This is a genomic window from Ruegeria sp. YTSC199, assembly GCF_059609725.1.
Map to the genome: position 1 here is coordinate 39,801 of NZ_JBXWMF010000002.1, position 12,957 is coordinate 52,757.

Consider the following 12,957-nt stretch of genomic DNA (forward strand, 5'->3'; position numbering starts at 1 on the left):
CGCGAACCCAAAATACCAACAGGACTGTCCTATGCCCCGAGCCATGCTGGCAAGCTTTGCCAATCGTATTGCCAAACCCGACTTGCGTTGGGTTCCGGACGAAGGGCTGACTGTTTCGCGCCTGCGGATCGAGCTGCTGTCCGGTCTGACCGTGGCGCTGGCGTTGGTGCCCGAAGCGGTGGCCTTTGCCTTTGTTGCGGGGGTGCATCCGCTGGTTGGTCTTTATGCGGCTTTCATGGTCGGTCTGATCACCGCACTGGTCGGCGGCCGTCCGGGCATGATCTCGGGCGCAACCGGGGCACTGGCCGTTGTGATGGTCGCGCTGGTGGCGGAACACGGTGTCGAGTACCTGTTTGCGACCGTGGTGCTTATGGGTATCCTGCAAGTGATCGCCGGGGCCATGCACTGGGGGCGGTTCATCCGTCTGGTGCCGCATCCGGTGATGTTGGGATTTGTGAACGGCCTAGCCATCGTGATCTTCCTTGCTCAGTTGGGCCAGTTCAAAGTGCCGGGTACTATGGAAAACACCGGCCACGGCGTTGTCGGGGGTGAATGGCTCTCGGGCCTGCAGCTTTACACGATGCTGGGTTTGGTGGCGCTGACCATGGCGGTGATCTGGGTCATGCCGCGCATTACCCGCATCGTTCCCGCGCCGCTGGCTGGTATTCTGGTCGTTGCCGCTCTGGTGATTGGCTTTGGTTTGGACGTCCCGCGCGTTGGTGATCTGGCGTCGATTGAGGGCGGGCTGCCTGCGTTCCACATCCCGATGGTGCCACTGAATTGGGAAACCTTTGAAATCATCCTGCCTTATGCGGTCATTCTGGCCGCCATCGGCCTGATTGAATCGCTGCTGACGTTGAATCTTGTGGGTGAAATCACCGGTAAGCGGGGAGGGGCCTCGCAGGAATGCATCGCGCAGGGCGTCGCCAACGTGGCCACTGGATTCTTCGGTGGTATGGGCGGTTGCGCCATGATCGGTCAGTCGATGATCAACGTAAAATCCGGCGGCCGCACCCGCATCGCGGGCATCGCGGCAGCGGTGTTCCTGCTGGTCTTCATCCTGTTTGCCGCGCCGCTGATCGAGCAGATCCCGCTGGCCGCGCTGGTCGGGGTGATGTTCATGGTGGTGATCGGAACCTTTGCCTGGAACTCGTTCAAGATCCTGCGCAAAGTGCCTCTGACCGATGCGTTCGTGATCGTGCTGGTGACCGTTGTCACCGTGATGGAGGACCTTGCGGTTGCCGTGGTCGTTGGTGTCATCGTCTCGGCGCTGGCCTATGCTTGGAACAATGCCAAGCGCATTCACGCCGTTACCCGCGAGTCTTCGACCGAAAAAGGGGCCAAGGTCTATGAGATCCAGGGCCCACTGTTCTTTGGTTCGTCCGATGGATTTGTCGAGTTGTTCGATGTACCGAACGACCCGGAAACGGTGATCGTGGACTTTGCTGAAAGCCGTGTTGTCGACCAGTCGGCGCTGCAGGCGATCGAAAACATAGCCGGTAAATACGAGGCCGCAGGCAAACGCGTCATGCTGCGCCATCTCAGCCGTGACTGCCACAAACTGCTCAACAAAGCCGGCCACCTGATGGTCGATAGCGATGATGACCCGGATTACGAACTGGCCGTCGATTATTCAGTCCGTACCGGAATTTTGGGCGGCCACTGATTTTTCGGGGCTCTGCCTCGCGCTACTGGATATTGCCAGCCAGAGGAAACAGGAATTCCTTCTTTCATCTGGCCTCAAACACCTCGGAATGGGCGCGCGAGGAGCGCTGGGAACAACGCCCCCTAGGCGGTGTCAATCGTCCGGGCGGCTTAGTGAAAACAACTCGGTGACCACCGAATAGTCCCGATATCCAAGCCGTGCGAGCGGGTTGAAGGTTGTCACATCAAAAATACCGTCCTTCAGGCAATCGTCACGCAAGTGAACACCAGTGACCTCGCCGAACACGACCCGGTTTGCCTCTCCTGGCAGAGTGACGATCTGTGTCAGCTTGCATTCCAATGCGGCCGGAGCGCCTTCGACCCGGGCGCAAGGGATAGTCTCGCATTCAACCGGTGTCAGGCCGGCATGATCGAATTCGTCGTGATGTTTGGGCAGGCCCGCTGAGCTGGCATTCATCGCGTCGCGATGTGCATGGGCAACCACGTTCACGCAAAACACGCCGGTTGCCTGGATATTCGATACACTGTCCTTACCGCCATCCTGATCGTGCTTGGTTCCGGTGGACGCGAACATCACTTGCGGTGGCGTGTAGGCGACGCCGTTGAAAAAGGAATAGGGCGCCAGATTGTTGATCCCATCCAGACCGCGGCTGGAAATCCAGCCGATCGGGCGCGGCGTAATGACGGCGTTGAACGGATTGTGCGGCAGGCCGTGGCCGTCTTCGGGGCGGTAGAACATCTGATCTCCAAGCGTTTGCCCAAGGCGTACCGAAGTGCTAGGGCGAAAGCCAGCAAGGAAAAGAGGGCCGGGGTGCAGCAGTTCGGGATCAGGCCGGAAGAGCCGGATGATTGGTGGGAGGTTGAAGCCCTCTATGACCTGTGCTTTGCGCCGGGGCGAGAGGCGCTGTCCTCGTATCGTCTGCGCGATGATGTGCCACCTGTGACGGGGATGTCACTGGTGGCGCGGGACGGGCAGGGCATCCTGGCTGGGGCCATTCGATTCTGGCCAGTGCATGTGGGCGATCACGATGCGCTGCTGCTGGGGCCGGTGGCTGTGCACCCTACCCATCAGGGCGAGGGTTTGGGCGGATTTCTGATCCATGAAGGCATCGAGGCTGGTCGGGCGTTGGGTTGGGAGCGCGTCATGTTGGTCGGTGATGCGCCCTATTACGCCCGGTTCGGGTTTACTCTCCTCAAAGGGGTCGAGATGCCGCCCCCCACCAACCCGGACCGCGTTCTGGGCGTGGAATTGTCGCCCGGTGTTTGGGATGGCGTCCGTGGCCCGGTGACCCGCTGGAGTCGCTGAACTATTGAAACGCTGGCCATAAATCCCGATGTCTAAAGGGCAGGAGGGTATTTATGCAGGACGTGGTGCTTGTCGAAAAGCTGGATGCAGAAGCAGAACTTGACCGTTTGGCCGGGTATTACAGGTCAGCGGGCGGTCCGGGCGTCAAGCTGTTGAACAGTCTGGGCGGGTCGGCTGAAACTCTGCTGGAACAATTGCCGGAACCTATCCGGCAGGGTCTAACGGGTGCGACGGAACAGGCCCTTTGGCTGGCGATGCACGCGGCGGAAGGCTCGCGCCGTGCTGTTCCCGATCAACGTCCCTGGGTCAACACCGCAGTGACAACCGCCATGGGGGCGGCGGGCGGTTTGGGCGGTGTGTCTACTGCTTTGATGGAACTGCCTGCGACCACTGCGATGTTGTTGCGCGCGATACAGGGCGCCGCGGCACGCGAGGGGTTTGACCCATCCGAGGAAGGTGTGAAGTTCGACTGCGTGCGCGTGCTGTCGGCGGCAGGGCCTTTGTCCAATGACGATGGTGCCGATCTTGGGTTCTTTTCCGTCAGGCTGACGTTAACCGGCCCGGCCATGCAAAAGTTGGTCGCGACGGTTGCTCCGCGTTTGTCCGTCGTGTTGGGGCAAAAACTGGCGGCGCAATCCGTGCCCGTTCTTGGGGCGATCGCCGGGGGGAGCACCAACTATGTCTATACGCGCTATTACCAGCAGATCGCCCGCGTGCATTTTGGTCTGCGGCGCTTGGCGATTGATGCAGATATCCCGCATGATGATCTGGTTCGGAAGCTGGCGGCGCGTATGTGATCCAAAGCCAAGGGCTTGGAGAAAAACGCTTTATATGGTATCTGTTTTCCAGAGGCCCGCTAAATAAGCAAAAAACCGCGGGAAAACAGGCAAGGACTCTAGTTGAAAGGCGGCACAGCGTGACTGATGCCAGACTCGCGCCATATGTTTCGCGAAAGACCCGGCACTTGCCGGTTCGGCAGCAGTCGGCCGCGCTATGTTATCGTATCCAGCAGGGGCGCCCCGAGGTTTTGCTGATAACGACGCGAAAATCTCGTCGTTGGATCATTCCCAAAGGATGGCTGATCGACGGTCTGAGCCCGTCCGAGACAGCCAGTCAGGAAGCATGGGAAGAGGCCGGTATTCGCGGTCTGTGCGAGAGGCAGGCGCTGGGGCGGTTCCATTACCAGAAGCAGCGCAAGAAAAAGGGGCCAGTGCTGTGTTCTGTAGATGTGTTTCCACTATTGGTGCAGTCGGTGGCCTCGCGTTTTCCCGAGTGGAGGCAGCGGGACCGAAAGTGGTTTTCTTCAAAAAAGGCTGCTCAAAAGGTAAATTCTCACGAATTGGCAGTATTGTTACGAAAGCTTGAGCCTGTTAGGCACTGAGTTGCCTTTGGAAGGGCTTGATCTTGCCATGTCCCTCGGTATCTATTCGGCAACCGACATTTGGACGGACCATGATTCAGTACGCATTGAAATGCAGCAACGGCCATACATTTGACAGTTGGTTTCAATCGGCCGCCGCTTACGACAAACTGGCAACTGCGGGTATGGTGACATGCGCGGAGTGCGGGTGTCGTGACGTCGAAAAGGCGATTATGACACCACGCGTCCGTCCGGCCCGCAACGCCAAGGTGCGACCTCTGGCGCCGATGCCAGAAGCTGATACGATAGATGTGGCAGCCCCTGCACCTGACGTCAAAGAAGTACTGGCTGATTTGCGCCGCAAGGTCGAAGAGAACTCGGACTATGTCGGCAAGGATTTCGCTAGCGAAGCCCGCAAGATTCATCTGGGCGATGCCCCCGAACGGGCGATCTATGGCGAGGCCAGGCCGGAAGAAGCCCAGGCCCTGATTGATGATGGGGTGCCGGTAGCTCCGCTACCATTTGTGCCCAGCAGGAAGACCAATTAGATCATGCATGTTGTGATCACTGGCGCCGGTCGTGGAATCGGTAGAACGCTGGCGGATCACTATCGGGAGCGCGGAGACATGCTGACCGGCACCGCGCGGGACGGTAGCGCTCAAGTGTTACTGGATGTCACCGACCCGGCGCAGCACGCGGAAATGGCGGTGCAACTGGCAAACCAGCCGGTCGATCTGCTGATCTGCAATGCCGGGGTTTATCTGGACAAGGGGCAGGGCATCGACGGCTATTCGGCAGAGATGTGGGCGCAAAGCTTTGCCACCAATGTCACAGGCGTTTTCCTGACCGTTCAGGCCTTGTTGCCCAACCTTCGCGCCGCACGCGGCAAGGTTGCCATCTTGTCCTCGCAAATGGCGTCGCACACGCGGGCACCGGGCGGCAGCTACATCTACCGTGCCTCGAAAGCCGCCGCATTGAATCTGGGGCGGAATCTGGCCACCGATCTGCGCTCGGACGGCATCGCCGTTGGCATCTATCACCCCGGTTGGGTGAAAACGGAAATGGGTGGACCTGCGGCTGAAATCACTTCGGATCAGGCCGCAGAGGGCCTGATCGAGCGGTTCGACGCGTTGTCACTGGACACCACGGGCAGTTTCGAAACCTGGGACGGCCGCCCCCACGCTTATTGACGGATCAGCGCGGCGGTAGGGATTTCGTAGACCTCATTCGGGTCAATGAAAACCACCGTGAGATCACCGCGGGTTTCGTGGCTGATCTTGGCGGGCGAACTGCTGGAATTCGGCACGCCATCGGTAAAGTAGATGCTGCGTACTTCTCCGGCACCCAGTGCTACGGCCAAAGTGGTGGTGCCGTCGTCGTGGTGGCGCAATTCGGCGTGGCAGTCGCTCAGCGGTGCGCCGCCCGTGGCGCAGGGAACAGTACCCAAAGCGTTCTTGCCATCGGTTGCAGCCAGTGTGGATACCTGCGCAAAGGCGGGAGAGGACAGCAGGACGGTTGCGATGACAAGGCGGAGCATGGAAAACCTCTTGGAAAATGCGTCGCCTAAGGCTGACACTGCAGCGGGTGGATGTAAAGCGACCCGATACCGCATTCGATGCGGTTTTTGAACCCTTGCCCTTGCGGCCCCCCTCGCATAAGACGCACGGGATCTGAATTCCAAGGCGCGGAGAGACCACCCTCATGCCCGTACTCGTTATGAAATTCGGTGGCACATCGGTTGCCAACCTCGACCGCATCCGCCGCGCGGCCAAACGCATCGGTGTTGAGGTGGCCAAGGGTTATGACGTGATCGTCATCGTCTCGGCCATGTCTGGCAAGACGAATGAACTGGTAGGTTGGGTCGATGAGACTTCGCCGCTGTACGATGCGCGTGAATATGACGCTGTGGTGTCTTCGGGCGAGAACGTAACCGCCGGTCTGATGGCGTTGACTCTGCAGGAAATGGATATTCCGGCCCGCAGTTGGCAGGGCTGGCAGGTGCCGTTGAAAACCACCAGCGCCCATAGCCAGGCTCGGATCGAGGAAATTCCGACCGAGAATATCGGTCAGAAATTTGACGAAGGCATGAAAGTGGCCGTCGTTGCAGGGTTCCAGGGTATCAGTCCCGAAGGCCGCATCACCACCCTCGGCCGGGGCGGTTCGGACACCACTGCCGTGGCCTTTGCTGCCGCCTTTGGTGCGGAACGCTGTGACATCTATACGGATGTGGACGGCGTCTATACCACCGACCCGCGCATCTGTGAAAAGGCGCGCAAGCTGGATCGTATTTCGTTCGAGGAAATGCTCGAACTGGCCTCGCTGGGGGCCAAGGTACTGCAGACCCGCTCGGTCGAGCTGGCGATGCGCTATAATGTGAAACTGCGCGTTCTATCAAGTTTCGAAGAACAATCCGACGAGGCCGGTACGCTGGTCGTTGACGAGGAGGATATCATGGAATCCAATGTCGTGGCCGGTGTGGCCTATTCCCGTGACGAGGCCAAGATGACCGTCGTATCGGTGGCAGACCGCCCCGGTATCGCCTCGACCATCTTTACCGCCCTCAGCGATGAGGGCGTGAACGTGGACATGATCGTGCAGAACATCTCGGACGAGGGGCGCACCGACATGACCTTCTCGTGCCCGACCGATCAGGTGGCACGCGCGGAAAAAGCCCTACTGGCGATCAAGGACAAGGGTGAGCTGAATTATGCCGAACTGGTCGCGGATGAAGACGTCTGCAAGGTTTCGGTCGTAGGTATCGGCATGCGCTCTCAGTCCGGTGTTGCGGCCAAAATGTTCAAGATCCTCTCGGATGAGGGGATCAACATCAAGGTCATTACAACCTCTGAGATTAAAATTTCCGTCCTGGTGGATCGGAAATACATGGAACTTGCGGTTCAGGCACTGCATGATGCCTTTGAACTGGACAAGGCGGCCTGAGCATCTCAGCCAAGGATCACGCCTGACACACTAATTTGGTTGGGCCATGGCGGACGGCACCGAAACAGAATCCCGCAAGCTGCTGGGGCGGCTGCGCGAAGAGATGGCGAGCGAAGCCGCCGGTCAGGAACGTCTTGACCGGATCACCAGCCTGATTGCGGACAGTATCCGGGCCGAGGTCTGCTCGATCTATCTGTTCCGCGACGAAGAAACGCTCGAGTTGTGCGCCACTGAAGGCCTGTCACCCGAAGCGGTCCACAAGACCCGGATGCGTATGGGCGAGGGGCTGGTGGGCCGCGTTGCCCAGTCCGGCAAGGTGATGAACACGGCGGATGCACCGTCGGCCAAGGGCTTTCGTTACATGCCCGAAACCGGCGAGGAACGGTTTTCGTCCTTCCTTGGTGTGCCCATTCAACGTCTGGGCGAAAAGCTGGGCGTGCTTGTGGTTCAGTCCCGCGAAGCGCGCGAGCTTTCGGCAGATGAAGTTTATGCGCTGGAAGTGGTCGCCATGGTTCTGGCTGAAATGGCCGAGCTGGGCGCTTTTGTGGGCGAGGGCGCGGCCCTGTCGCCGCTGCACCAGCAATCGGTGCAGTTGAACGGTGGCCCGGCGCAAGAGGGCTCAGCCGAAGGGCATGTCTGGCTGCACGAACCGCGCGTGGTGGTGACCAACCCCATCGCCGAAGACCCGCATCGTGAACTGGAGCGCCTGAACGAGGCGGTAGAAGAACTGCGCGTCGGCGTCGACAAAATGCTGGAAATCTCGCAGGGAGCTGACAAAGAACAGCTCCAGGTTCTGGAAGCCTACCGGATGTTTGCCAACTCCAAGGGCTGGATGCGGCGGATGGAAGAGGACATCGCCCGCGGCCTCAGTGCCGAAGCTGCGGTCGAAAAGGAACAATCTCAGGCCCGCGCCCGTATGGAGCAGGTCACCGATCCCTATCTACGCGAGCGGCTGGCGGATTTGGACGATCTGTCCAACCGGTTGCTGCGGATTTTGACCGGGCAGGGCAAGACCGACGGAGCCGACTTGCCACCCGATCCGATCCTGATCGCCCGCAATATTGGTCCTGGTGATTTGCTGGAATATGGTCGTTCGCTGAGAGGTATCGTGCTCGAGGAAGGTTCGGTCGGCAGCCACGCCACTATTGTCGCACGCGCACTGGCGATTCCGCTGGTTGTTCACGTGGGCCGCATAACCACGGAGGCATTGAACGGCGACCACATCCTGGTTGATGGCGATCATGGTGTCGTTCATTTGCGCCCCGAGGACACCGTGGTCAGCGCTTTCCGGGACAAGATCGCGATGCAGGCCAAGGCACAGGAACGTTACGCCTCGATCCGAGAAACCCCGACCGTTACGCGGGATGGCGAGCGGATCAATCTGGTGATGAATGCGGGCCTGATGGCCGACCTGCCTTCTCTGAACAACTCGGGTGCCGAGGGTGTGGGACTGTTCCGGACCGAATTGCAGTTCCTGATCCGAAACCAGATGCCGAAACGGTCGGAGTTGGTGGCGCAATACCAGCGTGTTCTGGATGCGGCCGGGGACAAACGCGTGGTGTTCCGAACGCTGGATATCGGCTCGGACAAGGTTCTGCCCTATATGAAACATGTGGCCGAGCCGAACCCGGCGCTGGGCTGGCGCGCGATTCGCGTCGGACTGGACAAGCGCGGCGTGATGCGGATGCAGTTGCAGGCCCTGATGCGCGCCGCCAATGGCCGGCCTTTGACAGTAATGTTCCCCTTTGTGGCGCAAGCCGATGAATTCCGCGAGGCGAAGTGGGAGGTCAACAAGACTATCGAGCGGGAAAAGCGCCTTGGTCACGTCCTGCCCGAGACAATCGAGGTCGGCGCGATGCTGGAAACGCCGTCCCTTGCCTTTGCGCCACAGAAGTTCTTTGACGAGGTCGATTTCGTCTCGATCGGCGGCAACGACCTGAAACAGTTCTTCTTTGCCGCCGACCGCGAGAACGAATTGGTGCGTCGCCGCTATGACACACTGAATGTCAGCTTTCTCACCTTCATCGAGCGGATCGTGGAGCGCTGCAACATCTCAGACACGCCGCTGTCCTTCTGTGGCGAAGATGCTGGCCGCCCGGTTGAGGCGCTGTGTCTGGCGGCGATGGGCATTCGGTCACTGTCAATGCGCCCGGCCTCGATCGGTCCGGTCAAAAGTCTTCTGCTGCGGGCCAATTTGCAGTCGCTGCGCAAAATCATCGCCGATGCGCGCCACCGCGGAGAGCAGTCGGTGCGACCCGCAGTCATGGAATGGCTGCGCAATCAAAGCTGATTTTCCAAATCCGGGCTTGCTTTCCGCATCCGCATTGCCTATTCAGATCGCGAATGTTAGCGATAACATATCCCATGTCACGAGCGCTGCGAAGAGGTGGTGCTATGGTGACACGGGTGAAAACTGAAGGAGCCTGTCGATGGTTTCACGTGTAATTCCGGTCAACCCGTTCGATTTGGTGTTGTTCGGTGCCACTGGCGATCTGGCACAGCGCAAGATTCTGCCGGGCCTCTATCACCGTTTCGAAGTGGGCCAGATGCCCGAGGATGCCCGGATCATCGGCACGGCCCGGTCGGATATGGACAGCGATGCGTTTCGTGAACAGATCCGCACGTCGATGAAAGAATTCGCGCCGAAGTTCAAAAAAGACCTGTTGGATCAATTCCTGACCCGGGTAGAATACGTTCCGGTCGATGCAATGGGTGAGGCGGGCTGGTCCGATCTGGCGAAGTCTCTGCGCCCGGATGTGGTGCGCGCCTTCTATCTGTCGGTCGGTCCCAGCCTGTTCTCGGGCATTGCGCAGCGTCTGCATGATCACGGGCTGGCCACGCCGGACAGCCGAATTGTGGTGGAAAAACCCTTCGGCCACGATCTGGCCTCGGCCAAAGCGCTGAATGAAGGCTTGCGCGCCTGTTTCGAAGAGCATCAGATTTACCGGATCGATCACTATCTGGGCAAAGAGACGGTGCAAAACCTGATGGCCCTGCGCTTTGCAAATTCGCTGTTCGAGCCGCTGTGGAACGCGACCCATATCGATCATGTACAGATCACCGTGGCCGAAACCGTCGGGGTCGAGGGGCGCGGAGCCTACTACGACCAGTCCGGCGCCATGCGGGACATGATCCAGAACCATCTGGTGCAGCTTCTGTGCCTGACGGCGATGGAGCCGCCTTCGAAGTTCTCGCCCAACGCCGTGCGTGACGAAAAGGTCAAGGTAATCGAGGCGTTGGAACCGATTGAGCCTAAAGACATCGCGCGCGGTCAGTATCGTGCCGAACATGGGGAAGGCGGCTATCTAGATCACGTCGGCAATCCCGTCAGCCGGACCGAAAGCTTTATTGCTCTTAAAGTGCATCTGGGAAACTGGCGCTGGGCCGGGGTGCCGTTCTATCTGCGCACAGGCAAACGTCTGCGTGCGCGGGAATCCGAAATTGCCGTGTTCTTCCGCGATCCCCCGCATACGATCTTTCCGAATGTCGGCCCGCTGCGCGGCAACGTGCTGGTGATCCGCCTGCAACCGGACGAAGGCATCACCTTGCGCACCACCATCAAAGACCCCGGCCCGGGCGGCTTCCGACTTTCCGACGTGGCGCTGGACATGAGCTTTGCCGACGCGTTGGGCGCCGAGGCCAGTGCGCCGGATGCCTATGAACGGCTGGTGATGGATGTCATTCGCGGTGACCAGACCCTGTTTATGCGCGGGGACGAGGCCGAGGCCGCATGGGCCTGGGTCGATCCCATCATTCAGGGCTGGGAGGATCGGGGCGATCGCCCGGCCCGTTATGATCAGGGCAGTTCGGGCCCCGAAGAAGCATTGATGCTCATGCATCGCGATGGGCGCCGCTGGCGTCAGATCGGAGGTTAAATTGGTTCATTCTGTTATCACCGACGTTACCCAGCGGATCATCGACCGCAGCGCTGACCTGCGAGGGCCACATATTGAGCGGATGGAGCAAGCCTGCTCGAAAGGACCCGCTCGGGCGCATCTGTCCTGCAGCGGTCAGGCCCACGCCTATGCTGGCGCGGGTCAGGATCAGCAACCGATGGCAACGGGGACTGCCGGGAATTTAGGCATTGTCACCTCGTACAACGACATGCTTTCGGCACACCAGCCGTTTGAACGCTATCCCGGCCTGATCCGCGATGCGATCCGCGCGGCGGGTGGCACCGCACAGGTCGCAGGCGGTGTACCCGCGATGTGCGATGGCGTCACGCAGGGTGAGGCGGGGATGGAACTGTCCCTGTTCTCACGCGATGTGATTGCGCTGGCGACCGGAGTGGCGCTCAGCCACAACACCTACGACGCGGCCGTGTTCCTCGGCGTTTGCGACAAGATCGTTCCGGGCCTCATCATCGGTGCGCAAGCCTTTGGCCATTTGCCTGCCGTGTTTCTGCCCGCCGGCCCCATGACCAGCGGCCTGCCGAATGACGAAAAGGCCAAGATCCGCCAGAAATTCGCTGCCGGAGAGGTCGGGCGCGAAGAGCTCATGGCCGCCGAGATGGCCGCCTATCACGGCCCCGGCACCTGTACTTTCTATGGAACGGCAAACACCAACCAGATGCTGATGGAGTTCATGGGCCTGCACTTGCCGGGGGCCAGCTTCATCAATCCCAACACCCCCCTGCGCGATGCGCTGACACAGGAGGGCGCCCGCCGCGCCCTGTCTCTCAGCGCTTTAGGCAATGAATATACGCCGGTCTATCAAGTGCTGGACGAGCGCGCCTTTGTAAATGGCATCGTCGGCCTGATGGCGACGGGCGGATCGACCAACCTGCTGATTCACCTGATCGCAATGGCGCGCGCGGGTGGTATCGTGCTGGATTGGGAAGATTTTTCCGACATCTCCGCCGTGGTACCATTGGTCGCGCGGGTCTACCCCAACGGTCTGGCCGACGTAAACCACTTCCACGCGGCCGGCGGTCTGGGTTATTGCATCGGCACGCTGCTGGAGGACGGGTTGCTGCATCCCGACACGCTGACTGTGGCGGGGCAGGGCCTGCACAATTACACCAAGGAGCCCAAGCTGAAGGGCGACGAGTTGACCTGGGAAGAGGGCGCGGGCCACAGTCTGAACGAAAAGATTGTTCGCCCTGCCTCGGACCCGTTCCAGCCCACCGGTGGCCTATCACGCCTGACCGGCAATCTCGGCACCGCCGTCATGAAAGTCTCGGCCGTGGCCCCCGAACACCAGGTGGTAGAAGCACCGGTCAGGGTGTTCCACGATCAGGAGGAGGTCAAAGCTGCCTTCAAGGCCGGAGAGTTCACTGGCGACGTCATCGTTGTTGTCCGCTTTCAGGGCCCCAAGGCCAACGGTATGCCCGAATTGCATTCGCTGACACCAATGCTGTCGATCCTGCAGGGCCGGGGGCAAAAGGTGGCGCTGGTAACCGATGGCCGCATGTCCGGGGCGTCGGGTAAGGTGCCCGCCGCAATCCATGTCTGCCCCGAGGCGCTGGAGGGCGGTGCAATTGCCTGTCTGCAGGATGGCGACCTGCTGCGCGTTGATGCGGTGAAGGGCGACTTGGAAATCCTCACCCCGGGCGTACTGGACCGAAGCCCCGTCACCGCCGACCTGTCCGCCAATCAACACGGCGTCGGGCGTGAGCTTTTCGCCGCCTTCCGCAACAACGTCGGTTCCGCCGACGCCGGTGCCAGCATTTTCGGAGCGTAATCGC

Annotated in this window: 12 protein-coding genes; 10 read left to right on the forward strand and 2 right to left on the reverse strand. The window is 60.1% G+C overall.

Annotated features, from left to right (window positions below):
• Positions 1–31 precede the first annotated feature (31 nt).
• A complete protein-coding gene (locus AC2FEE_RS01875) occupies positions 32–1,666 on the forward strand; it encodes a SulP family inorganic anion transporter (RefSeq protein WP_496862680.1) in 1,635 nt (544 codons plus the stop codon).
• Positions 1,667–1,798: 132 nt separating this feature from the next.
• Here the strand turns inward: AC2FEE_RS01875 and AC2FEE_RS01880 are convergent, their stop codons facing one another.
• Positions 1,799–2,404, reverse strand: coding sequence for a flavin reductase family protein (locus AC2FEE_RS01880; protein WP_496862681.1), 606 nt, complete (start codon positions 2,402–2,404; stop codon positions 1,799–1,801).
• A 72-nt stretch (positions 2,405–2,476) separates the two neighbouring features.
• On the opposite strand from AC2FEE_RS01880, the gene AC2FEE_RS01885 reads away from it, so the two are divergent.
• From AC2FEE_RS01885 to AC2FEE_RS01905, 5 genes are all read left to right on the forward strand, one after another.
• Positions 2,477–2,971, forward strand: coding sequence for a GNAT family N-acetyltransferase (locus AC2FEE_RS01885; RefSeq protein ID WP_496862682.1), 495 nt, complete (start codon positions 2,477–2,479; stop codon positions 2,969–2,971).
• A 53-nt stretch (positions 2,972–3,024) separates the two neighbouring features.
• Entirely contained in the window at positions 3,025–3,768 is a 744-nt protein-coding gene (locus tag AC2FEE_RS01890; RefSeq protein ID WP_496862684.1) for an EcsC family protein, read from the forward strand.
• Between the two features lie 119 nt (positions 3,769–3,887).
• Positions 3,888–4,352 (forward strand): NUDIX hydrolase, encoded by a 465-nt coding sequence (locus tag AC2FEE_RS01895; protein ID WP_496862686.1) that lies wholly within the window; start codon positions 3,888–3,890, stop codon positions 4,350–4,352.
• A 71-nt stretch (positions 4,353–4,423) separates the two neighbouring features.
• A complete protein-coding gene (locus tag AC2FEE_RS01900) occupies positions 4,424–4,879 on the forward strand; it encodes a DUF1178 family protein (RefSeq protein WP_496862688.1) in 456 nt (151 codons plus the stop codon).
• A 3-nt stretch (positions 4,880–4,882) separates the two neighbouring features.
• Positions 4,883–5,521 carry an SDR family NAD(P)-dependent oxidoreductase gene (locus AC2FEE_RS01905; protein WP_496862689.1) on the forward strand — a complete coding sequence of 213 codons (639 nt, stop codon included), beginning with the start codon at positions 4,883–4,885 and terminating at the stop codon, positions 5,519–5,521.
• Here AC2FEE_RS01905 and AC2FEE_RS01910 read toward each other — a convergent pair.
• On the reverse strand, positions 5,515–5,868 hold the full coding sequence (locus tag AC2FEE_RS01910; RefSeq protein ID WP_496862691.1) for a hypothetical protein: 354 nt from the start codon (positions 5,866–5,868) through the stop codon (positions 5,515–5,517). The genes AC2FEE_RS01905 and AC2FEE_RS01910 overlap by 7 nt on opposite strands.
• Positions 5,869–6,032: 164 nt before the next feature.
• Here AC2FEE_RS01910 and AC2FEE_RS01915 point away from each other — a divergent pair, with 164 nt between their 5' ends.
• The 4 genes from AC2FEE_RS01915 to edd all read left to right on the forward strand — a co-directional run bounded on the left by AC2FEE_RS01915 (position 6,033) and on the right by edd (position 12,953).
• On the forward strand, positions 6,033–7,271 hold the full coding sequence (locus tag AC2FEE_RS01915) for an aspartate kinase (RefSeq protein WP_496862693.1): 1,239 nt from the start codon (positions 6,033–6,035) through the stop codon (positions 7,269–7,271).
• A 46-nt stretch (positions 7,272–7,317) separates the two neighbouring features.
• Positions 7,318–9,561, forward strand: a complete 2,244-nt coding sequence (gene ptsP / locus AC2FEE_RS01920; RefSeq protein ID WP_496862694.1) for a phosphoenolpyruvate--protein phosphotransferase — start codon at positions 7,318–7,320, stop codon at positions 9,559–9,561.
• A 139-nt stretch (positions 9,562–9,700) separates the two neighbouring features.
• A complete protein-coding gene (gene zwf / locus AC2FEE_RS01925) occupies positions 9,701–11,146 on the forward strand; it encodes a glucose-6-phosphate dehydrogenase (RefSeq protein WP_496862695.1) in 1,446 nt (481 codons plus the stop codon).
• The gene (gene edd, locus AC2FEE_RS01930) at positions 11,115–12,953 is read left to right on the forward strand and encodes a phosphogluconate dehydratase (RefSeq protein ID WP_496862696.1); all 1,839 of its coding nucleotides are present in this window, start codon (positions 11,115–11,117) and stop codon (positions 12,951–12,953) included. The genes zwf and edd overlap by 32 nt, the downstream gene beginning before the upstream one ends.
• Positions 12,954–12,957: the final 4 nt, after the last annotated feature.